The organism is Gelidimonas diazotrophica (assembly GCF_055694025.1).
Map to the genome: position 1 here is coordinate 413,906 of NZ_CM146349.1, position 19,907 is coordinate 433,812.

The following is a 19,907-nucleotide window of genomic DNA, read 5'->3' on the forward strand; positions in this document are numbered from 1 at the left end:
CGATATGCGTCAATTGGATACATTCATCATCGGTCTGGACAAGGCCTTGCGCGTGGTGTCAGGCGTTGCGGCGGCGTCGCGGCCGAGCCCGGCAGGCTTGGCTGAGGATGGCGAAATGGACGATAAGGAGCGCCGCCATAGCGCCGGCCTGATGCGTATCAACCACGTCGGAGAAGTGTGCGCGCAGGCGCTGTATGACGCCCAGGGGCAGTTTTCTAAAAACGCGGAAGTGCAGCGGCAGTTTGCCCAAGCCGGGCGCGAGGAAGAAGATCATCTGGCCTGGAGCGCGCAGCGTTTGCAGGAATTGGGTTCTCACACCAGCCTGCTCAATCCCTTGTGGTACGCCGGCGCCTATGCGCTGGGCGCCATCGCCGCCAAGCTGGGCGATGCGCGCAGCCTGGGTTTCGTGGTCGAGACCGAGCGCCAGGTTGAGGCGCATCTGAATAGCCATCTCAGCATTTTGCCGCCGCAGGATGTGCGTTCGCGGGCGATTGTCGACCAGATGCGCATCGACGAAATTGCGCACGGCGCAGCGGCCCAGTCGCTCGGCGCGGCAGACACGCCAGCGCCGGTGCGCATGGTGATGCAGGCGATGGCCAAGCTCATGACGACCACCGCCTACCGGATTTAATCAGCTCTCAGTTGGGTGGAGTCGCGGCAATCAGGTCGTCGAGTATCTCGAACGTGTGCGTAATCTGGGCCGATTTTTCCATCATGATGGAAGCCGAACAGTATTTTTCGTGCGACAGTTTGATTGCGCGCTCCACCAGATTCGGCTTCAGATTGCGTCCGCGCACGGTGAAGTGGAAGTGGACGGCGGTAAATATTTTCGGATCTTCGGTGGCGCGCTCCGCTTTCAGGGTGACGTCGCAACCGCTAATATCCTGCCTGCTTTTGCGCAGGATCAGCACCACGTCGTAGGCGGTGCAGCCGCCGGTGCCGGCCAGTACCAGTTCCATCGGCCGCGGCGCCAGATTGCGCCCGCCGCCGTCCGGCGCGCCATCCATCATCGCAATGTGGCCGGAACCAGTTTCCGCTAAAAAAGTCATTCCGGACAATCCTGCCCAGCGTACCGTGCATTCCATAGTGTTCTCGCAGTAAAAAAGACAGCGGTAATTGTAACTCCGGTAACTCCGGTAACTGCAGTAACTGGACTGGCAATCCCCGATTGCGCCACATTGATTTTTTACAAGATGGATATATTGCGTTGCAGCATTATTTACAATATGAAAAAATATATTCATGATGTGAAAATTATTATTAACCTATTGATTAATATATGTTTTTTATTTTTATTTTATTATTTTTAGTCGGCGTATAAAATTTTTCTCAAAAATATCTTGCGATGCACAATGGCTTCGCTATAATCAAATCATTGTTTGGCGCAGTGGCCGCAGTGAAACTTTGAAGCACCCAATTTTGCTTGTCTCCTCCACCCTCCTAACGGTGTGGATTTAAACCCGAAACCATCGTGCTTCGGGTTTTTTTTGCCCGCAGTATTCCGGATAAGGCTCTGTGGTTTCTACCAGATTTGACGCCCAGCCATTGAAAGGACTATAATCTACGGCTTTCCGTTTGCTCAGGAAAGTAGCATAAGGGCGAGTCCGTACTGTTGGCAATGTGCGGAACCACCAATTTTGAGCGAGTTAATCTAGTTAGAAAGTCATCATGAAAACTTTTTCCGCTAAAGCCCATGAGGTCAAGCGCGAGTGGTTGGTGATTGACGCGACGGACAAAATCCTCGGGCGTGTTGCCAGCGAAGTGGCACTCCGATTGCGCGGCAAGCACAAACCTGAATTTACTCCGCACGTCGATACCGGCGACTTTATTGTCGTTATCAATGCAGGTAAATTGCGTGTCACAGGCACCAAAGCAACTGCAAAAACATACTATCGCCACAGTGGTTATCCAGGCGGTATCTATGAAACCAACTTCAAGAAAATGCAAGAGCGTTTTCCAGGTCGCGCGCTTGAGAAAGCGGTCAAGGGCATGTTGCCTAAAGGCCCACTCGGCTATGCAATGATCAAGAAGCTCAAAGTGTATGCGGAAGGTTCCCATCCGCACGCTGCGCAGCAACCTAAAGTACTTGAACTCTAAGGAATAGACATGATCGGTAACTACAATTACGGAACCGGCCGTCGCAAGAGTGCAGTGGCTCGCGTCTTCATCAAGGTCGGCTCAGGTCAGATCATCGTGAACGGCAAACCTGCCAACGAATACTTTTCGCGCGAAACTGGTCTGATGGTAATTCGTCAACCGCTGGAATTGACCAGCAACCTCGAGCGTTTTGACATCATGGTTAATGTCAACGGTGGCGGCGAGTCCGGCCAAGCTGGCGCAGTGCGCCACGGCATCACCCGCGCGCTGATCGACTACGATGAAACGCTGAAAGCAGAACTGAAGAAAGCCGGTTTTGTGACACGCGATGCACGTGAAGTCGAACGTAAAAAAGTTGGTCTGCGCAAGGCACGTCGCGCAAAACAATTCTCCAAGCGTTAATTTTTTCGGCGCTGCTGGCACGGTCTGCATACTTTGCAGCGCTGTGTTTCAGCAAGCGTCGCGGAAATTGCATTTGATTTCCGCCAGAATGCTCCGCAAGTTCAACGACTTGCGGAGCATTTTTTATTGCAGCAGCAATACGGCGCAATGCTTATCTAGGTACGACGCACAATTTACGCCGCCACCCAATCCCCTGACTTTCCCCCGTGCTTTTCCAGCACCCGCACATCCGTCATCACCATGCCGCGGTCGACTGCCTTGCACATGTCGTAGATCGTCAGCAGGCCGACCTGGACTGCGGTCAGGGCTTCCATTTCCACCCCGGTTTTGCCGAAAGTTTCCACTTGCGCGCGGCAGTGAATGCTGGCGGCTGGGCTGTCTATGCTGAATTCGACCGTGACGCGGGTCAGCGCCAGCGGGTGGCACAGCGGAATCAGGTCGCTGGTGCGTTTGGCGGCCATGATGGCGGCGATGCGGGCAATGCCGAGCACGTCGCCTTTTTTTGCGCTGCCGCTCTGAATGATGTCGAGCGTGGCCGGTTGCATGCGGATGGTGCCGCCGGCGATGGCGATGCGGTGGGTTTCATTTTTGGCGCCGACATCGACCATGTGAGCTTGGCCGGTGCTGTCGAAGTGGGTCAGTTGGCTGGTGTCAGTGGGGGTGTCGGGCGAATGGTTCATAAGCGGGAGTGGAGCGTGGAACGATTATTGGGAGCAGGTATCATAGCATCGTGAAAACAAAACACCATTCCCCGAAAATGCAGTTGCTGCCGCGCTTATTGTCGCTCGGGTTGGTCGTGGCCGTTTGTGTCGGGCCGCTTGCGCCGCTGCCGGTTGCGGCATTGGGATTGCCGACTCTGGGCGATTCTTCCAGCGATACGCTGTCGCCGTTGATGGAGCGCAAATTGGGCGAAGAGATCATGCGCGATATCCGGCGTAATCCCGATTACCTGGATGACGCGCCGGTGCTGGAATATCTGAATGCTTTCGGTTCCAGCCTGGTTGCGGCGCGGCCGGAAGCGCGGGGCGAGGCCGGATTCGACTTTTTCTTTTTTGCGGTGCGCGATGTCAATCTGAACGCATTTGCGCTGCCGGGCGGTTTTGTGGCGGTGCATTCCGCGCTGGTGCTGGCGGCGCAAAGCGAGTCGGAACTGGCGTCGGTGATGGCGCATGAGATCGGCCATGTGGCGCAGCGCCATATTGCCCGCATGCTGGGCCAGCAAAAGCAGGATGCGCTGATTCCGCTGGCGGCGATTTTGCTGGGCGTGCTGGCGGCGGGTGCCGGCAACGTGGGTGATGCGCCGGCGGCTCTGATAATGGGCGGTCAGGGGCTGGCGATTCAGCGTCAGTTGAATTTCAGCCGGGATGCCGAGCGCGAGGCGGATCGGGTCGGCTTGCAGATATTGCAGGAGGCCAACTTCGATACCAGCGGCATGGTGGCTTTTTTTGGCCGGATGCAAAAGGCTTCACGCGGGTATACCGATGCGGTGCCGGCGTATTTGCGCAGCCATCCGCTGACCACCGAACGGATTGCCGATATTGAAGCGCGCATCCGCGATCAGCCCCATACCTCGCGCCCGGATAGTCTGGCTTTTTATTTGATCCAGGCGCGCCTGCGGGTGTTGCAGGATGGCAGCGCGCAGGGTTTGCGCGAGGCCGGCGAATGGTTCGAAAAACAGTTGCAGAAAAAAGTGCGGGCGCAAACGGCCGCCGCCAAATACGGCCTGGCCCTGATCGCATTGGAACAGGGCACACCGACCCGCGCCCAAGCCTTGCTGGCGGAGGCGCGAGTGGCGTCGCTGGCGCCGCAGGACTCCATCATGGCTAGCCTGGCGATTGACATCGCACTGGCATCGAAGCCGATGCCGGCAATGGCGCAGCAGGCGCTCAAGCAGGCCGATGCGGCGCGCGCCCAATTTCCGTTGTCGCGCGGGATTGCGCGCCAGTATGCGCAAGCGCTGATTGCGACGACGCGCTACCAGGAAGCGGTGGATTACCTGCGCGACCAGGTGCAAATGTACCGTGCCGAGCCAAAATTGCAGCAAGTGCTGGCCGAGGCTTACGCGGCGCAAGGGCGGCAAGCGCTGCAGCATATCGCGCTGGCCGAATCGTATGCATTGAACGGCAGCCTGCCGGATGCGCTGCAGCAATTGACGATTGCGCGCCGCGCACCGGATGCGTCGTTCTACGACCAGGCCATCATCGATGCCCGCGAGCGTGAATTGCAGGCGCGCTGGGTTGAGGTGTTGAAGGAGCAGGGCAAGAAACCATAGGGCGGGTGCAACCCGCCGCACTGTCTGCAACACATTTTTTCGATTCGGCGCGGGTTGCACTCGCCCTGCTTACTTTAATCCGGCGGCGGTGTGCAGACAAAACCAAAGTGTTCAGCCAGCGCAGCCTGCGCAATGCGCTGCAGCGGCAACTGCCGGCCATTGTGCAGCAATTGCAAATCCAGCGATTTTGCACCGGCTTCGTTGCCGATCCAGGCCAGCAATGCGGTGTCGCTCACCGCCTTATTCTCGATGCGCAATTGTTCGATGCACTGCGCCAGATCGCGGTCGTCCAGCGCGGCGATTTTGCCGCTGCTGCGCAGTATCAGGCGCGCGTTATCGGTCAGCCAGACCGCATCGATATTGTCCATCGGCTCGTCGGTCTGGGTGACGAAGCCGTGGGCGGGATCGCTGCGCACGATGTAGGGCGTCAATTCCAAATTGACATATACCCGTTGCGGGCCGTTCTGGAAGAACCAGCGGCCGCGTTCATCGGCGGCGTAATTGCGGCGGATGAAGCCGAGCAATGCCGGATGCACGATGCGCTCGCCGGCCGAGCCCTGCTGTTGCGCGAGTTCATCGCGCATGCGCCAGGCGCCGCGCGCATCCAGCGCCAGCCAGCCGTAGCAATGCGGCACATTCGGCCATTTGGCGACTGCCTGTTTGACGATCTCATCCATGTTCGTAGTCCAATTAAGTGGGGGTATGCAGTAAAACCGTGCAATTTCCGCATATAACTATTGCGGGTGTATTTTATACCGTGATGTGTATATATTTACAACAGGCGCTGTCAGGCAGTTCCGTCCAGGAATTCCAGCATCTTTTGCGGCAGCCAGTCCAGGTTGCCGGGCAGCGCGCCGGTGGCAAAGCCGATGTGGCCGCCTTGTTCAGGATAGTCCAGTGTGACCGCCGCGGCTGCTTGCTGCGGCAGATGCCGGCCCGGCAGGAAAGGGTCGTTGCGGGCGTTCAGCACCAGCGTGGGCAGCGTGATGTCGCCCAGCACATGGGTGGCGCTGGCGCGATTCCAGTAATCGTCGGCGTCGCGGTAGCCGTGCAGGGGCGCAGTGACGACATTGTCGAAGTCGTACAGATTGCGCGCCTGCAGCATCTTGTCGCGGTCGAACAGGCCGGGGAATTGCTGCAGTTTTTGCAGCGATTTCGCCTTCATGGTTTTCAGGAACATGCGCGTGTACAGGCGGTTGATGCCGTGCGACAGCGCCGCGCCGCCCTGCGCCAAATCGAGCGGGGCCGATACCGCGCAGGCGGCATCGATAATCTCGGCCTGATGCTGCGATTCGCCCAGCCAGCGCAGCAGCGCATTGCCGCCCAGCGATGCGCCGGTGACATAGAAGCGGCTGGCGTGCTGCATTTCTGTGCGCAGGCGGCGGATGATCCAGTCCAGTTCCAGGCTGTCGCCCGAATGGTAGAAACGCGGCGCCCGGTTGGGTTCGCCCGAGCAGCCGCGAAAGTGCGGCACCGCACCCGACCAGCCGCGTGCCGCGACCTGCGCCATCAGCGCGCGCGCGTAGTGGCTGTCGGACGAGCCTTCCAGTCCGTGGAACAGCACCACGAACGGCTGGCCGGCGAGCCCGTCAACGAAATCGATATCGACGAAATCGCCGTCGGGTGCGTCCCAGCGCTGGCGGCGGTATGCCACTGGCGGCTTGGCGATGCAGGTCGCGGAATAGATGGTTTGCAGGTGCCCGTTGGGCAGCCATGGCGGCGCGAAGTACTTCATGAAAATTATTTTGTACCGGATTATCGCGTCGGTATCTGCGCCAGCGCAACAATGCTGAACATCAATGCAGCAGCGCCGGGTGGAGCGGTTCGGACGGCAGTTCGCCGGCGGCGATCGAGGCGTGGTGGGTGACGAGGCGCCAGCCTTGCACCGTCTTGATGAAGACATTGGTGGCGAGGATGTGGATGTCTTGCCGGTCGTGCCGATCATGTTGGGTGCGCTGGACTTCTTCGATGATGCTGTGGATGGCGGTGGTCAGGCTGTAGCTGGCGTGCAATTGCACCGGGCGGATATGCACGTTGCCGCGCTCGAAAATCGCCGCCCACGACTGCCGGATCGCATCATGGCCGACCAGGCGCGGTGCGCCCGGATGAATGCAGACGATTTCTTCATCTTCGGCCCACAGCGCCATCAAGGCATCCAGATCGGATCTGCCCAGGGCGTCGTAGAACGCGGTTTCGGCCTGTTCGGCGGTACTGTGCAAGTGTTTTTTACGCGCCATGAGGATCTCGGCAGATGGTGTAATGTGGTGGAGTATATTTTTTATTTATTGTAAATAATGCGGTAATAAGCATGTTTCTTAATATACTCCTGTGGTATTTGAAAAATCGTTCAATGCCCGTGGATTACGCTGCCAGGTTTCAGCTTATATACGGTGCCGCAATACGGACAAGCCGCACTGCCGCCATGCGACAGGTCGAGGAAGATGCGCGGGTGGGACGACCAGAGCGGCATCGCGACGTTAGGGCAATGCGCGGGCAAATCCTTGCCGTCGAGTTCCACGATGGCGCTTGCTTTGGTTGTGCTGGTTGCGTTTGCTGCGGTGCTTGGATCGGTTGCTTGCATGTGATTCTCCGTTGTTTGGGCGGCTTTTGACGCCGCCCAAAATTGATTTTTATTGTGAAGGCATTACACCAGCGTCAGCCAGTGCTGATATTGCGGTGCTTTCCCGGCGACTGCATCGAAAAACAGCGCTTGCAGTTTTCCGGTGATCGGGCCGCGCCGGCCTTCGCCAATCTGGCGGTTGTCGAGTTCGCGGATCGGCGTGACTTCGGCGGCGGTGCCGGTAAAGAAAGCTTCGTCGCAACAGTACACTTCGTCGCGCGTGATGCGTTTTTCGATTACTTCGATGCCGAGGTCGCGCGCCATGGTCAGTACCGAATCGCGCGTGATGCCGTCCAGGCAGGAGGCCAGGTCCGGGGTGTAAATTTTGCCATTCTTGACGATGAATACGTTTTCGCCCGAGCCTTCGGAGACGTAGCCTTCGGTGTCCAGCAGCAAGGCTTCGTCGTAACCGTCGGCCAGCGCTTCCTGGTTGGCCAGGATCGAGTTGATGTAATAGCCGGAAGCCTTGGCGCGCACCATCGAGGCATTGACGTGGTGGCGGGTGAAGGACGAGACCTTGACGCGAATGCCCTTGGCCATGCCTTCCTCGCCCAAGTACGCGCCCCACGGCCAGGCGGCGATGGCGACGTGGATGCTATTGCCTTTGGCGGAGATGCCGAGCTTTTCGGAACCGACCCAGATCAGCGGGCGCAGGTAGCAGGATTCAAGCTGATTTTCGCGCACCACTTGCTTTTGCGCTTCCATCAGGGTTTCCATGTCGTAGGGCACCACCATCTGGAAGATTTTGGCCGAATTCAATAGACGCTGAGTGTGCTCTTTCAGGCGGAAAATTGCGGTGCCTTGCGGCGTCTGGTAGGCGCGCACGCCTTCGAATACGGCCATGCCGTAATGCAGCGAGTGGGTCAGCACATGCAGCGTGGCGTCGCGCCAATCTACCAGTGTGCCGTCTTTCCAAATCTTTCCGTCGCGATCGTCCATGGACATGGCGTGTCTCCAAATAGCGTAGCAAGGTTTCGATTTTAACGGATTCAGGCAGCTTGGAAAGTTCGTTGGTAGAATTGTCACCCCAAAATATTACTATCTCCTGCTTGCAAAACAGGAAAGTCGATACCTGCCGGTATTCTCAATAAGGTGAAAAGCAGCATGAATGCGATGGACAGTAAAGTCCCGGAACGGGTTCCTACCGATGAAAATAAGGCGATTCAGGCCCGTGCCGCTGAAAAAACGGCATTCAGCGAGGCGGTCAGGTTATCCGCCGCCACCATGCCCGGCATTTTTGCCTGGGGCCTGGTGTCCGGCATGGCAATGGTCAAGTCCGGCCTGACGCTGGGGCAAGCGCTGGGGATGACGTTTCTGGTGTTCGCCGGTTCGGCGCAACTGGCTGCGCTGCCATTGATGATGCTCAATGCGCCGGTGATGGTGGTATTCGCCACGGCAATGGTGGTCAATTTGCGTTTTGTCATTTTTGGCGCAGCGATCGGCCCGCATTTGTCGCATCTGCCCTGGTATCAGCGCATCTGGTACGGCTATTTCAATGCCGACATCACGATGGCTTTCTTCCCGCGCCGCTTTCCGGCCGAGACGCTGTATCAGCCCGAGGGCAAGGTCGGCTTCTTTGCCGGCATTGGTTACTCCAACTGGTGTGCGTGGCAGATCGGCGCGGTGGCGGGCATCTTGCTGGCGAGCCAGATTCCAGAGAATTGGGGCGTCGGCTTTGCCGGTACCCTGGCGTTGCTGGCGGTCATGATTCCATTGATTATCAATAGGGCAGCACTGGGAGGCGTGGTGGTTGCCGGTATCGTCGCGGTAATTGCGGACGATCTGCCGTTTCGCCTGGGTTTGCTGCTGGCGGTTGTTCTCGGCATGGTGGTCGCGATGCTGATCGATGCACTTCTTGAAAAGATAAAAACATGAGAGATAACGATGAATGAGACCGATACCTGGATCACCATTATTTTGTTGACCGTGTCCACGATCCTGACGCGTAGTTCGTTCTTTTTGCTCGGTAATGCGGTCAAATTTCCACCGAAAGTTCAGCATGCGCTGCGCTACGCGCCAGCCGCGGCGCTGGCCGCCATTGTGGTGCCGGATATGGTGTTGTCGGGCGGCGCGGTGACGATCTCGATGGCCAATCCCAAGCTGCTGGCCGGCATCGGTGCCGCCGTGTTTTTTATGGCGACCCAGCGCCTGCTGGGGACGATTGTGGTCGGGATGGCTTTGTTTACCGTATTACGTTTGTTTTTTTGAAATTTGTCGTTGGCTGTATTGTTGTTTTCGCAAGCACAAAACGGTTTTTGAGCACGTTTGCTGCGGTAAAATAGCGATTTTTCCTCCAACAGGATCAGGGCAGACATGCAATTCAATCGACTCAGCGACCTTATTGCCGGCAACGAACTGGCCGGCAAACGCGTTTTTATCCGTGCCGATCTCAACGTGCCGCAGGATGATGCCGGCAAGATTACCGAAGATACGCGCATTCGCGCTTCGGTTCCGGCGATTCGCCAGGCGCTCGACGCGGGCGCTGCGGTGATGGTTACTTCGCACCTCGGCCGGCCGTCCGAAGGAGAATTCAAGCCGGCGGATACGCTGGCGCCGGTGGCGTTGCGTTTGTCCGAATTGCTGGGGCAGCCGGTGCCGCTGCTGCAAAACTGGCTGGACGGCGTTGAAGTCGCACCGGGTCAAGTCGTGCTGCTGGAAAACTGCCGCATCAATGTAGGCGAAAAGAAGAACAGCGACGCACTGGCGCAAAAAATGGCCAAACTATGCGACATCTATGTCAATGACGCCTTCGGTACTGCGCATCGGGCCGAAGCCAGCACCCACGGCATCGCCAAATTTGCACCGATTGCCTGCGCCGGCCCTTTGCTGGCGGCTGAACTCGATGCGCTGGGCAAGGCGCTGCATCAGCCAGCCCACCCGATGGTCGCCATCGTGGCCGGCTCCAAAGTATCGAGCAAACTGAGCATCCTCAAAACGCTGGCCGACAAGGTCGATCAGCTAATCGTCGGCGGCGGCATCGCCAATACTTTCATGCTGGCCGCCGGATTGAACATCGGCAAATCGCTGGCCGAAGCCGATCTGCTGGAACAAGCGCGCAGCATCATGGCGATGATGGCCAAGCGCGGCGCATCGGTGCCGATTCCGGTCGATGTGGTGTGCGCGAAAGAATTCTCCGCAACGGCGGTAGCAACCATCAAAGACGTCAAGGATGTCGCCGACGACGACATGATCCTCGATATCGGGCCGAAAACCGCTGCGATGCTGGCGCAACAGCTGGCAAGCGCCGGCACCATCGTCTGGAACGGGCCGGTCGGCGTGTTCGAATTCGATCAGTTCGGCGAAGGCACCCGGACGCTGGCGCTGGCAATCGCCGGCTCGAAAGCGTTCTCGATTGCCGGTGGCGGCGATACGCTGGCGGCAATTGCCAAGTACGGCATCACCGACAAGATCGGCTACATTTCGACCGGCGGCGGCGCTTTCCTGGAGTTTTTGGAAGGCAAGACGCTGCCTGCAGTCGAAATACTGATGCAGCGCAAGCGCTAATATCGATGCTTGCGCAGCCAACCTGACCGTGACCGCCCGGATGCGCCGCCACCCGGCGCAAGTTTGCGCAATATCGCAATCTGCGCGGATTGCGTCTGGCACAATCGAGCGATAGCGAGGCTGCTCTGCGGACAATAGAAGAACTTCTGGGCGCCAGCGGGATCGTACAAGGGTGACGCCGTGGTCGCTTGGCGGTTATCCGGGACGCTCGACAGGGCGCACTGGTGGTGACACGGCGCTGAACATCGTCAAGGTCGGCGAATACTGATTTTTTTAATTTGGAGAACTACATGGCTCTCGTATCCATGCGTCAACTGCTCGACCACGCCGCTGAAAACGGTTATGGCTTGCCGGCATTCAATGTCAACAATCTGGAACAAGTCACTGCCATCATGCAAGCCGCCGATGCGGTCGGTGCGCCGGTCATCATGCAAGCCTCTGCCGGTGCCCGTAAATTTGCCGGCGAAGCTTTCCTGCGCCACCTGATTCAAGCCGCGGTGGAAGCCTATCCGCACATCCCGGTGGTGATGCATCAGGATCACGGCCAGTCGCCGGCGGTCTGCATGACGGCAATTCGTTCCGGCTTCAGTTCGGTGATGATGGATGGCTCGTTGCTGGAAGACGGCAAGAATGTCGCCAGCTATGAATACAATCTGGAAGTGTCGCGCGAAGTCGTCAAGTTTTCGCACGCCATCGGCGTCACCGTAGAGGCCGAACTGGGCGTGCTCGGTTCGCTCGAAACCATGATGGGCGACAAGGAAGACGGCCACGGTGCCGACGGCAAAATGACCCGCGAGCAATTGCTCACCGATGTCGCACAAGCCGCCGATTTTGTGGCGCGCACCCAATGCGACGCGCTGGCAATCGCGATTGGCACCTCGCATGGCGCGTACAAATTCTCGCGCAAGCCTACCGGCGACATCCTCGCAATCGACCGCATCAAGGAAATCCACGCACGCATTCCGAACACCCATCTGGTTATGCACGGATCAAGTTCGGTGCCGCAGGAATTGCTGGCCGAAATCCGTCAGTTCGGCGGCGACATGAAAGAAACCTTTGGCGTGCCGGTTGAAGAAATTCTCGAAGGCATCAAGCATGGCGTGCGCAAGATCAACATCGACACCGACATCCGGCTGGCGATGACCGGCGCAATCCGTCGCTACCTGTTCGAGAACCCGTCCAAGTTCGATCCGCGCGATTACCTGAAGCCGGCCCGCGAAGCTGCGGCGCAAGTTTGCAAGGCGCGTTATCTGGCCTTCGGCTGCGAAGGCCAGGCTGCGAAAATCAAGCCGATACCATTGGAGAAAATGGCCGAACGCTACAAAAAAGGCGAGCTGTCGCAAATCGTGAAATAATTCGACTGTGAAGCGAGAGGGGCACCGAAGTTTCCGGTGCCCTTATTTATTGGTGATGTGATTTATGGTGAATCAAATGTCTGAAAAAACACTGGTCGGTATCGTCATGGGCTCCACCTCCGATTGGGACGTGATGAAGGAAGCGGCGCAAGTTTGCAAAGACTTCGGCATCAGCTACGAGGCGCGTGCTTTATCCGCGCACCGCACCCCGACCGAAGTGGAAGAATGGGTGGCCGACATGGAAACACGCGGCTGCCAGGCTTTCATCGCCGGTGCCGGCGGTGCTGCGCATCTGGCCGGCGTGGTGGCGTCGAAAACCATCCTGCCGATTTTTGCAGTACCGATTCCGTCCAAATATCTGAAAGGCATCGACTCGCTGCTGGCAACCGTGCAAATGCCCAAGGGCATCCCGGTGGCGACGCTGGCAATCGGTGAAGCCGGTGCCGGAAACGCGGGTTTAGCCGTGGTGGCAATGCTGGCCCTGCATGACGCCGTGCTGAAAGCCAAGCTGATCGCATTCCGCGCCGCGCAAGCGGAAAAAGTACGCAATGCCAAATTGCCTGAATTGAACTAAATAAGGAATCACCATGTCCGGCCTACTAGAAACAAACATCAAATCCCTGCCTTTCCTGCATCGCGGCAAAGTGCGCGACATTTATGCGGTCGGCGACGACAAACTGCTGGTGATCCAGACCGATCGCCTGTCGGCATTCGACGTGATCCTCGACGACCCGATCCCGAACAAGGGCAAGGTTCTGACTGCGATGTCGGATTTCTGGTTCAAGAAGTTCGGCCATCTGATGCCGAACCACGAAACCGGCATCGACCCGGAATCCGTAGTAACGCCGGAAGAACGCGCACAAGTCGAAGGACGCGCCATCGTCGTCAAGAAATTCAAGCCGCTGGCGATTGAAGCGATCGTGCGCGGTTACATCATCGGTTCCGGCTGGAAGGATTATCAGAAGACCGGCGCGATTTGCGGCATCCAGCTGCCGGCTGGCCTGAAAGAAGCGCAAAAACTGCCGGAAACGATTTTCACGCCATCGACCAAAGCGCCGATGGGTTCGCACGACGAGAACATTTCGTTTGCCGAAGCCGAGAAAATCGTCGGTGCCGACATCGCCCGCCAGGTGCGCGACGCTGCCATCAATCTGTACACGCAAGCGGCCGAATATGCGGCGACCAAGGGCATCATCATCGCCGATACCAAGTTTGAATTCGGCCTCGATGCGAACGGCAAGATCCATCTGATCGATGAGATTCTGACCCCGGATTCGTCGCGTTTCTGGCCGGCAGCCAGCTATCAGGTTGGCATGTCGCCACCGTCGTTCGACAAGCAATTTGTGCGCGACTGGTTGGAAACGCAGCCATGGGACAAGAAGTCGCCAGCGCCGCGCCTGCCAGAGGAAGTAGCCGCAAAAACCGGCGAGAAATACGCTGAAGCCTTGCGCTTGCTGACTGCCTGAGCGTTTTAAAATAAGGGAGTATAGGTAATTTCACCTATCTTTCCGCATGTGTATAAACGGGTATCAAAAAATACAATATTGAGTATGTTTTGATGCCCTGATTTTTGATATTGAATAGTTTACCAATGAGCGTTTTTTCCACTGATATCCGCCAGGCCGCTTTGATTCTCGAATCCGGCGGCCTGGTTGCTTTTCCGACCGAGACTGTCTACGGGCTCGGTGCCGATGCGGAAAACCCTGCTGCGGTCGCCAATATCTATGTCGCCAAAAATCGCCCGTCGAATCATCCGGTGATCGTGCATGTCGCGCCGGAAGCGGATATCGCTTATTGGGTCACATCGGTTCCGGCCCAGGCGCAGGCGCTGATGCAGGCGTTCTGGCCCGGCCCGCTGACGCTGATCCTGAAACGTGCCGCGCACATTCCCGATGCAGTGTCCGGCGGACAGGATTCGGTCGGCCTGCGTTGTCCATCGCATCCGGTGGCGCAAGCGCTGCTGCGCGCATTCAAGGGCGGCAAGGGTGGATTGGCCGCGCCATCGGCGAATAAATTCGGCCATGTCAGCCCGACTACCGCCCAGCATGTGCGGGATGAATTTGGCGATGAGTTCGGCGCTCATGGGCTGATCAAGGCAATCCTCGATGGCGGCCAGAGCGCGGTCGGGATTGAATCGACCATTCTGGATTTATCGCGTCTGGCCACGCAAGGGCCGGTATTGCTGCGTCCCGGCCATATCAGCGCAGCGCAGATTGCCGCCGTCATCGGCACCATGCCGCAGCTACCTGATCGGGCAGCGCCACGCGCCTCGGGCACGCTGGCCGCACATTACGCGCCGCGCACTGCCGTCGCGCTGGTCGCGTCCGCGCGACTGGAAGCTGTCGTGCAACAACTGCATCAGGCCGGACGCCGGATTGCCTTGATACGCTATGCGCTTGAGCCCAGCACGCCGACCAGCGGCCAGTGTGCCTTGCCCGCCAATCCGGAGGGTTACGCTCACGGCTTGTACGCAGCATTGCGCGCGATGGACGCCATCGGCGCCGACCTGATCGTGATCGAGTCGCCGCCGCCAGACGTCGCATGGCAGGGCATCAACGATCGCCTGCACCGTGCCGCCCATGATTCCGCCGGCATCTTGCAGCGCCTGCTCTAAATTTCTGCGGGTTTGGTGCGATTTTGTGCGGTTTTGTGTTAACGCAAAGTCGGTCCGTCTGCTTTCCTGCAAAGTGGACAAGTCCTTTCGGTGTTGCGATTGCCGAAAAGCATGTGAATCGATTGGATATTGTATTTACGGAAATAGGGCGCACGCCCCATTAATCTGCAATGCATCCCATAGGAGACACCATGCGTCAAACACCATTTGCGTTGGCACTGCTCACTGCGGCAGTCCTGGCTGGTTGCGGTGGCAGTAAAGATCATGACCGCGAGCCAGTCCCCAAAGTCAAATTCAGCGCCCAGGTTTCATTCGGTGACAGCCTGAGCGATATCGGAACCTACGCGGTCGGTGGCGTTAAAGCATTGGGCGGCGGTAAATATACGGTCAATGACGTCGGTGCGGACGGCACGAACGTGGCCAAGAACTGGACTGAAGTCATGGCGGCAACGATAGGTCTGCCGGCACCGTGCGCGGCAGAAACCGGTTTGTTAAGCAATGGCGTCCTTGCCAGTTTTGCGGCTGCAATTTCTTTTGCGCCCACCTGCACCTCTTATGCGCAAGGCGGCGCGCGCGTGACGGAAGCTGTTGGGCCAAGGAATATTGCGTATGTTGATAAACATCACACCAGTCAGTTGGGTCAATTGACGGTGCCAGTCACGACGCAGATATCCAACCATCTGGCGAAAGGCGGCGGCAAGTTCAAAGGCGATGAAATCGTGCTTGTACTGGCTGGCGGCAATGATCTTGTTTTTCAGGCAAATCAGCTGGAGCTGGATGCAACGGCAGCAGGAACGGCTGCCGCCAATAATCAGTATGCAACTACGTTGATTGGGACACTCGCCGCCGGTTCCACTGATCCGATTGCTGCGCTGCCGGTTATTCAGAGTGCCTTTGAGACGGAATTGGCGAATCCCGCGCATACCACTACGTCGCTCACTCTTGCCGCGACCGCTGCGGCGGTCCGGCAAGGCTTTCCTCTGACGAATGTTCCGGCTGCGGTTGCTTCGGCAACGGCGGCAGCCGAGGCCGCTGGCGCGGCTGCCGGCGCCGCCTATGCGAGCGATCCTGAGAAATTGGCAATCTATGTAGCTGCAATGGCTAAGGCAGGCGATCAATTGGCAGCACTTGTTAAAACGCAGATCATTGCCAACGGCGCAAATCACGTCACCGTACTGAATTTGCCGGACGCCAGCAAAACGCCTGATGCGTTAGCGCAATCTGCTGAGACACAAAAATGGATTGGTGCGATGGTAATTGCATTCAACCTCCGTTTGGAGGTAGGCTTGGTTGGCCAGTCCAAGGTTCTGTTAGTCGATGCTTACGCATTTGATCGCGATCTGGCAGACAATCCGAAGTTTTATGGTTTTAGCAATGTGACGACACCGGTCTGCGCCGATGTCGATGCGGATAAGCCATTGTCGCCTGTGAAAAATGCGCTGCATTCTGCACTTGTGTGCAACAAAAACAACCTGATCGCCGGCGCGGATCAGAATTATAAGTTTGCCGATGGCGGTCACCCGACGCCATTTACCAATCAGCTGCTGGCGCAGCATGTTTCCAAGAAAATGGTCGAAAAAGGCTGGTTATAAGCTTGGCGGGCGCGGCAAGCCCGACAGGTTCAGCCAAAGCGAATTTTCATCGACAGGATATACACGGCTAACGGCAGGGTCACGGTATTGGCCAGGATGATGGGCCAGGAACCGATCAGCCAGCCGTACGCCAGCCACGACATTATCCCCAGTGTAAAGGTGCTGTACATGCCCAGCGACACGCCATCCAGGCGACGCGACCGCCATGCCAGCCACGCTTGCGGGATGAATGCGGCTGTAGTCAAGATGGCCGCAACGTAGCCGATTAATTCTGAGAATGCCATAGGACGTTATGCACTGAGGCTTCTAGGATTGTTTGGAAATGGCATTCGTGCCAGAGAACTGGCCGTCATGAAATACCAGCGCGGGCTGCGGATGCGCTTCGCACCGTTCGACTTCGCCGACAAAAATCACATGGTCGCCTTCCGGATAGCGACTCCGGTTATGACATTCAAACCAAGCTGAAACGCCTTTTAAAATTGGATGCCCGGTGCGCGACAATTCGTAGTCAACGCCTTCGAAGCGGTTTTTGATTCGCCTGGAGAAACGCTCTGCCAGCGCGGCCTGGTTGAGCGCCAGCACATTGATCACATAGTGCGAATTCCCGGTGAATGCCGCCAGGCTGCTGGCGCGATTGCCCAAACTCCATAGCACCAGCGGCGGTTCGAGCGAAACCGAATTGAATGAACTTGCCGTCAAGCCGAGTAAAGTGCCGTCCGATAAGCGCGTAGTGATGATTGTCACGCCAGTGGCAAACTGTGACAGTGCATGACGAAAATGGGGTGTGTCGAATTCACGCGTCAAAGCGCGTGCAGAGCGTGTATGCATCGGTGATCCAGAAAGTTTCAAACATTATCCTGGAAACTACCATCGAGCGCTTATTGTCCTGATGGATGATTGCATGCTTTGACTTTTGCAGATTTTGCTCAAGCAGTACAGGATGGTTTGGGCTACAGTCATGCTGTGAGGCAGCAAAGTAAAACAAAGCAAAGGGAGTTAATCATGACAAGTGAAATCGCAACATTGGGCGGCGGATGTTTTTGGTGCCTGGAAGCCGTATATCAGGAGTTGAACGGTGTGTTGCAGGTTGAATCCGGTTATAGCGGCGGTCATGTGCCGAATCCGACCTATGCACAAGTGTGTGAGGGCAGCACCGGCCATGCCGAAGTGGTGCGGATAACGTTTGATCCCGCACGGGTGAGTTTTCGCGAATTACTGGAGGTTTTCTTTACCATCCACGATCCGACCACCCTGAATCGACAAGGCAACGATTGCGGTACCCAATATCGTTCGGTCATTTACACTCATTCTGCGCAACAGAAAGATACGGCTCAGCATGTGATCAAGGAGATGGCGAATGTCTGGGATGCGCCTATCGTGACCGAACTGTCCCCGGAGCAGCCGTATTACAGGGCAGAAGACAGTCACCAGAATTATTTTCGCCAGCATCCCGACCAGGGTTATTGCGCATTCGTCGTGGTGCCGAAACTGGAGAAATTCAGGAAGATTTTTGCCGACAAGAGCAAGACCTGAGCGCAGGAAACTGCAGTTGATGAGCGCAGTTGAGGAGGATGTGATGACGACCATTTTTGAAAAAATATTACTGGGCGAAATTCCCGGCGTGAAAATCTATGAAGACGACCTGGTCTTTGCTTTCATGGATGCCGGGCAGGTCAATCCGGGCCATGTTCTGGTGGCGACCAAAAAACCTTATGAGACTTTAATGGATGCCGATGAAGAGTCTGTCGTTGCGTTGATGCGGGTCGCGCATAAAATCGCCAAGGCAATCCAGATCGCTTTCCAACCGGAAGGCATCACCCTGTTGCAAACCAACAAACCGGCCGGTTGGCAAACTGTGCCGCATCTGCATCTGCATGTGGTGCCGCGTTTTTGCAACGATGGCGCGAGCCTGGTCTGGCCTCGCAATGATCCGGGGATCGAGAAATTGCGGGAATATGCGAGCAAGATAAAAGTGATTTGACGCGCTTGTTTGTAATTAATTTGGCAACTATTCAGCCCGCTATGGAGAACTCCCTCGCCCGCGTGCGGGAGAGGGCCGGGGAGAGGGTGCTCGCAAGAACGAAGGTGGGCTAAAACAAGACTCGGCCTTGATGGGATTGCCACATAATCAGGCCGGAATATTTGCTAATACCCTCTCCCTAACCCTCTCCCGCAAGCGGGCGAGGGGATTCAAACAGTCCTCATCTAGCGCGCTGAACAGTAACCTTATTTGTAAATATACTTGCGTGACCAGGGAAGTGCGGATGCATCCCTGCCTGCCTTGATGCATACCACCTGATACAAGGATATCCAGTCATGCGTGAAGGCATGGGCACAGCCGGCCAGATACAGACGCCAGATGCGGTAATGCCTGTCGTCCGTAAGCATCTTGATTTGGTCGGCGTGGCTTTCGAAATTGTCGGCCCAGATACTGCAGGTATGGGCGTAATGGCGGCGCAAGTTTTCAATATCGAGCGCTTCCAGACCGCCTTCCTGCATGCTTTTCAGCACCAGCCCGAGATGCGGCAACTCGCCATGCGGAAAAACATATTTATCGATGAAGGTGCCGCCGCCATAGGGGGTTTCACGTTTATTGGGATCGGTCGACGTGATGCCGTGATTCATGGCCACGCCGTCTTCGGCCAGCAGGGTGCAGATTTTGGTGAAATAGTCCGGCAAGTGATTCAGGCCGACATGCTCGAACATGCCGACACTGGTGATGCGGTCGAAACACCCGGTGATATCCCGGTAATCCTGCAAGCGGATTTCAACCCGGTGGGCAAGGCCGGCCTGTTCGACCCGTTCTCTGGCAAATGCATACTGGTTGTTCGATAAGGTGATGCCGACACATTGGGCGCCGAATTGTTGTGCGGCACGCAGCACCAGCGCGCCCCAGCCGCAACCAATATCGAGCAGCGTGTTGCCGGGTTTGAGCTGTATTTTGGTCAGGATGTGATCGATCTTTTTTATTTGCGCGGTGGCCAGATCTTCGTCGCCATTTTCGAAGTAGGCGCAGGAATACACCAGATTTTGGTCCAGCCAGCTTTGGTAAAACGCGTTCGATACGTCATAGTGGTAGCGGATTGCCTCGGCATCGTTCTGCTTGTCATGCCGGACGGTTCTTACGATGCGGGACAGCGTTTTTGCGGGTCCGTGCATCTGGCTGGCGAGCGCGCTACCGATGCGGATTATGGCTGCCGCATGACCTTCAATCTCGATTTTTCCTTCGACATAGGCTTCACCCAGGCTTGCCAGGGATGGCGTCAGCAGATAGTTGATGGCAGAGAAGTGCGGCACCCGGATGGTGACATCGGGATGCCCCGCGCTGAAATCGAACTGTTGTCCATTCCACAATTCCAGCCGTAGCGGAAGTGCGGAATGATTGCGGATATCTTCCACCCATTGCGACAGTTTCTTTTCCCAAAACACGATGCCCTCCGTGTAGCTGAGT

General features: G+C 57.0%; 24 protein-coding genes. 14 read left to right on the forward strand and 10 right to left on the reverse strand.

The features are described from left to right. Nucleotides 1–4: 4 nt before the first annotated feature. A complete protein-coding gene (gene coq7, locus KGFNPO_RS01985) occupies nt 5–631 on the forward strand; it encodes a 2-polyprenyl-3-methyl-6-methoxy-1,4-benzoquinone monooxygenase (RefSeq protein WP_472632856.1) in 627 nt (208 codons plus the stop codon). A 7-nt stretch (nt 632–638) separates the two neighbouring features. Here the strand turns inward: coq7 and KGFNPO_RS01990 are convergent, their stop codons facing one another. Then, nucleotides 639–1,085, reverse strand: a complete 447-nt coding sequence (locus KGFNPO_RS01990; protein WP_472632857.1) for an OsmC family protein — start codon at nt 1,083–1,085, stop codon at nt 639–641. Nucleotides 1,086–1,668: 583 nt separating this feature from the next. Here KGFNPO_RS01990 and rplM point away from each other — a divergent pair. Together rplM and rpsI are read left to right on the forward strand one after the other, a co-directional pair. Further along, nucleotides 1,669–2,097, forward strand: coding sequence for a 50S ribosomal protein L13 (gene rplM, locus KGFNPO_RS01995; RefSeq protein ID WP_472614522.1), 429 nt, complete (start codon nt 1,669–1,671; stop codon nt 2,095–2,097). A gap of 9 nt (nt 2,098–2,106) precedes the next feature. Beyond that, nucleotides 2,107–2,499 carry a 30S ribosomal protein S9 gene (rpsI, locus tag KGFNPO_RS02000; protein ID WP_472614523.1) on the forward strand — a complete coding sequence of 131 codons (393 nt, stop codon included), beginning with the start codon at nt 2,107–2,109 and terminating at the stop codon, nt 2,497–2,499. 173 nt (nt 2,500–2,672) lie between these two features. Here rpsI and moaC read toward each other — a convergent pair whose 3' ends face one another. Next, nucleotides 2,673–3,179 carry a cyclic pyranopterin monophosphate synthase MoaC gene (gene moaC, locus KGFNPO_RS02005; protein WP_472632858.1) on the reverse strand — a complete coding sequence of 169 codons (507 nt, stop codon included), beginning with the start codon at nt 3,177–3,179 and terminating at the stop codon, nt 2,673–2,675. Nucleotides 3,180–3,256: 77 nt separating this feature from the next. Here moaC and KGFNPO_RS02010 point away from each other — a divergent pair, with 77 nt between their 5' ends. Further along, nucleotides 3,257–4,771, forward strand: a complete 1,515-nt coding sequence (locus KGFNPO_RS02010; protein WP_472634547.1) for a beta-barrel assembly-enhancing protease — start codon at nt 3,257–3,259, stop codon at nt 4,769–4,771. Between the two features lie 74 nt (nt 4,772–4,845). Here KGFNPO_RS02010 and KGFNPO_RS02015 read toward each other — a convergent pair whose 3' ends face one another. From KGFNPO_RS02015 to KGFNPO_RS02035, 5 genes are all read right to left on the reverse strand, one after another. Beyond that, nucleotides 4,846–5,448 (reverse strand): DUF2946 family protein, encoded by a 603-nt coding sequence (locus KGFNPO_RS02015; RefSeq protein WP_472632860.1) that lies wholly within the window; start codon nt 5,446–5,448, stop codon nt 4,846–4,848. Between the two features lie 110 nt (nt 5,449–5,558). Beyond that, nucleotides 5,559–6,506: a YheT family hydrolase gene (locus KGFNPO_RS02020; RefSeq protein ID WP_472632861.1), complete on the reverse strand. Its 948-nt coding sequence runs from the start codon at nt 6,504–6,506 to the stop codon at nt 5,559–5,561. 61 nt (nt 6,507–6,567) lie between these two features. After that, nucleotides 6,568–7,008: a YybH family protein gene (locus tag KGFNPO_RS02025; protein ID WP_472632862.1), complete on the reverse strand. Its 441-nt coding sequence runs from the start codon at nt 7,006–7,008 to the stop codon at nt 6,568–6,570. Between the two features lie 110 nt (nt 7,009–7,118). Then, nucleotides 7,119–7,352: a zinc-finger domain-containing protein gene (locus KGFNPO_RS02030; RefSeq protein ID WP_472632863.1), complete on the reverse strand. Its 234-nt coding sequence runs from the start codon at nt 7,350–7,352 to the stop codon at nt 7,119–7,121. 63 nt (nt 7,353–7,415) lie between these two features. After that, nucleotides 7,416–8,336, reverse strand: coding sequence for a branched-chain amino acid transaminase (locus tag KGFNPO_RS02035; protein WP_472632864.1), 921 nt, complete (start codon nt 8,334–8,336; stop codon nt 7,416–7,418). Nucleotides 8,337–8,504: 168 nt separating this feature from the next. Here KGFNPO_RS02035 and KGFNPO_RS02040 point away from each other — a divergent pair, with 168 nt between their 5' ends. The 8 genes from KGFNPO_RS02040 to KGFNPO_RS02075 all read left to right on the forward strand — a co-directional run bounded on the left by KGFNPO_RS02040 (nt 8,505) and on the right by KGFNPO_RS02075 (nt 16,456). Further along, nucleotides 8,505–9,266, forward strand: coding sequence for an AzlC family ABC transporter permease (locus KGFNPO_RS02040; RefSeq protein WP_472632865.1), 762 nt, complete (start codon nt 8,505–8,507; stop codon nt 9,264–9,266). Nucleotides 9,267–9,275: 9 nt separating this feature from the next. Then, a complete protein-coding gene (locus KGFNPO_RS02045; protein WP_472632866.1) occupies nt 9,276–9,599 on the forward strand; it encodes an AzlD domain-containing protein in 324 nt (107 codons plus the stop codon). Nucleotides 9,600–9,704: 105 nt separating this feature from the next. Beyond that, on the forward strand, nt 9,705–10,895 hold the full coding sequence (locus KGFNPO_RS02050; RefSeq protein WP_472632867.1) for a phosphoglycerate kinase: 1,191 nt from the start codon (nt 9,705–9,707) through the stop codon (nt 10,893–10,895). A 290-nt stretch (nt 10,896–11,185) separates the two neighbouring features. Next, on the forward strand, nt 11,186–12,250 hold the full coding sequence (fba, locus tag KGFNPO_RS02055) for a class II fructose-bisphosphate aldolase (protein ID WP_472632868.1): 1,065 nt from the start codon (nt 11,186–11,188) through the stop codon (nt 12,248–12,250). A 76-nt stretch (nt 12,251–12,326) separates the two neighbouring features. Further along, entirely contained in the window at nt 12,327–12,824 is a 498-nt protein-coding gene (gene purE / locus KGFNPO_RS02060; protein ID WP_472632869.1) for a 5-(carboxyamino)imidazole ribonucleotide mutase, read from the forward strand. Between the two features lie 13 nt (nt 12,825–12,837). Then, nucleotides 12,838–13,716, forward strand: coding sequence for a phosphoribosylaminoimidazolesuccinocarboxamide synthase (locus tag KGFNPO_RS02065; RefSeq protein ID WP_472632870.1), 879 nt, complete (start codon nt 12,838–12,840; stop codon nt 13,714–13,716). Between the two features lie 125 nt (nt 13,717–13,841). Next, a complete protein-coding gene (locus tag KGFNPO_RS02070; RefSeq protein ID WP_472632871.1) occupies nt 13,842–14,864 on the forward strand; it encodes an L-threonylcarbamoyladenylate synthase in 1,023 nt (340 codons plus the stop codon). A 191-nt stretch (nt 14,865–15,055) separates the two neighbouring features. After that, on the forward strand, nt 15,056–16,456 hold the full coding sequence (locus tag KGFNPO_RS02075; RefSeq protein ID WP_472632872.1) for an SGNH/GDSL hydrolase family protein: 1,401 nt from the start codon (nt 15,056–15,058) through the stop codon (nt 16,454–16,456). A 29-nt stretch (nt 16,457–16,485) separates the two neighbouring features. On the opposite strand, the gene KGFNPO_RS02080 is transcribed toward KGFNPO_RS02075, so the two are convergent. After that, nucleotides 16,486–16,740, reverse strand: coding sequence for a SemiSWEET transporter (locus KGFNPO_RS02080; protein WP_472632873.1), 255 nt, complete (start codon nt 16,738–16,740; stop codon nt 16,486–16,488). 22 nt (nt 16,741–16,762) lie between these two features. After that, the gene (locus KGFNPO_RS02085) at nt 16,763–17,284 is read right to left on the reverse strand and encodes a flavin reductase family protein (protein ID WP_472632874.1); all 522 of its coding nucleotides are present in this window, start codon (nt 17,282–17,284) and stop codon (nt 16,763–16,765) included. Nucleotides 17,285–17,458: 174 nt separating this feature from the next. Between KGFNPO_RS02085 and msrA the strand changes: the two genes are divergently transcribed. Both msrA and KGFNPO_RS02095 read left to right on the forward strand, forming a co-directional pair. Next, entirely contained in the window at nt 17,459–17,989 is a 531-nt protein-coding gene (msrA, locus tag KGFNPO_RS02090) for a peptide-methionine (S)-S-oxide reductase MsrA (protein ID WP_472632875.1), read from the forward strand. Between the two features lie 43 nt (nt 17,990–18,032). Next, complete coding sequence (locus KGFNPO_RS02095; protein ID WP_472632876.1) at nt 18,033–18,437, forward strand: HIT family protein; 405 nt, start codon at nt 18,033–18,035, stop codon at nt 18,435–18,437. Between the two features lie 245 nt (nt 18,438–18,682). On the opposite strand, the gene KGFNPO_RS02100 is transcribed toward KGFNPO_RS02095, so the two are convergent. Beyond that, nucleotides 18,683–19,885, reverse strand: coding sequence for a class I SAM-dependent methyltransferase (locus KGFNPO_RS02100; RefSeq protein ID WP_472632877.1), 1,203 nt, complete (start codon nt 19,883–19,885; stop codon nt 18,683–18,685). Between the last annotated feature and the right edge of the window lie 22 nt (nt 19,886–19,907).

Excerpts from the sequence above, each read along its gene's own strand:
- KGFNPO_RS02075 (WP_472632872.1), top strand. The coding sequence starts at position 15,056 with ATGCGTCAAACACCATTTGCGTTGGCACTGCTCACTGCGGCAGTCCTG.
- KGFNPO_RS02080 (WP_472632873.1), bottom strand. The coding sequence starts at position 16,740 with ATGGCATTCTCAGAATTAATCGGCTACGTTGCGGCCATCTTGACTACA.
- rplM (WP_472614522.1), top strand. The coding sequence starts at position 1,669 with ATGAAAACTTTTTCCGCTAAAGCCCATGAGGTCAAGCGCGAGTGGTTG.
- rpsI (WP_472614523.1), top strand. The coding sequence starts at position 2,107 with ATGATCGGTAACTACAATTACGGAACCGGCCGTCGCAAGAGTGCAGTG.
- KGFNPO_RS01990 (WP_472632857.1), bottom strand. The coding sequence starts at position 1,085 with ATGGAATGCACGGTACGCTGGGCAGGATTGTCCGGAATGACTTTTTTA.
- KGFNPO_RS02020 (WP_472632861.1), bottom strand. The coding sequence starts at position 6,506 with ATGAAGTACTTCGCGCCGCCATGGCTGCCCAACGGGCACCTGCAAACC.
- KGFNPO_RS02035 (WP_472632864.1), bottom strand. The coding sequence starts at position 8,336 with ATGTCCATGGACGATCGCGACGGAAAGATTTGGAAAGACGGCACACTG.
- KGFNPO_RS02085 (WP_472632874.1), bottom strand. The coding sequence starts at position 17,284 with ATGCATACACGCTCTGCACGCGCTTTGACGCGTGAATTCGACACACCC.
- KGFNPO_RS02015 (WP_472632860.1), bottom strand. The coding sequence starts at position 5,448 with ATGGATGAGATCGTCAAACAGGCAGTCGCCAAATGGCCGAATGTGCCG.
- KGFNPO_RS02040 (WP_472632865.1), top strand. The coding sequence starts at position 8,505 with ATGGACAGTAAAGTCCCGGAACGGGTTCCTACCGATGAAAATAAGGCG.
- KGFNPO_RS02045 (WP_472632866.1), top strand. The coding sequence starts at position 9,276 with ATGAATGAGACCGATACCTGGATCACCATTATTTTGTTGACCGTGTCC.
- KGFNPO_RS02025 (WP_472632862.1), bottom strand. The coding sequence starts at position 7,008 with ATGGCGCGTAAAAAACACTTGCACAGTACCGCCGAACAGGCCGAAACC.
- moaC (WP_472632858.1), bottom strand. The coding sequence starts at position 3,179 with ATGAACCATTCGCCCGACACCCCCACTGACACCAGCCAACTGACCCAC.
- KGFNPO_RS02010 (WP_472634547.1), top strand. The coding sequence starts at position 3,257 with ATGCAGTTGCTGCCGCGCTTATTGTCGCTCGGGTTGGTCGTGGCCGTT.
- KGFNPO_RS02050 (WP_472632867.1), top strand. The coding sequence starts at position 9,705 with ATGCAATTCAATCGACTCAGCGACCTTATTGCCGGCAACGAACTGGCC.
- fba (WP_472632868.1), top strand. The coding sequence starts at position 11,186 with ATGGCTCTCGTATCCATGCGTCAACTGCTCGACCACGCCGCTGAAAAC.
- coq7 (WP_472632856.1), top strand. The coding sequence starts at position 5 with ATGCGTCAATTGGATACATTCATCATCGGTCTGGACAAGGCCTTGCGC.
- KGFNPO_RS02095 (WP_472632876.1), top strand. The coding sequence starts at position 18,033 with ATGACGACCATTTTTGAAAAAATATTACTGGGCGAAATTCCCGGCGTG.
- KGFNPO_RS02030 (WP_472632863.1), bottom strand. The coding sequence starts at position 7,352 with ATGCAAGCAACCGATCCAAGCACCGCAGCAAACGCAACCAGCACAACC.
- purE (WP_472632869.1), top strand. The coding sequence starts at position 12,327 with ATGTCTGAAAAAACACTGGTCGGTATCGTCATGGGCTCCACCTCCGAT.
- msrA (WP_472632875.1), top strand. The coding sequence starts at position 17,459 with ATGACAAGTGAAATCGCAACATTGGGCGGCGGATGTTTTTGGTGCCTG.
- KGFNPO_RS02070 (WP_472632871.1), top strand. The coding sequence starts at position 13,842 with ATGAGCGTTTTTTCCACTGATATCCGCCAGGCCGCTTTGATTCTCGAA.
- KGFNPO_RS02065 (WP_472632870.1), top strand. The coding sequence starts at position 12,838 with ATGTCCGGCCTACTAGAAACAAACATCAAATCCCTGCCTTTCCTGCAT.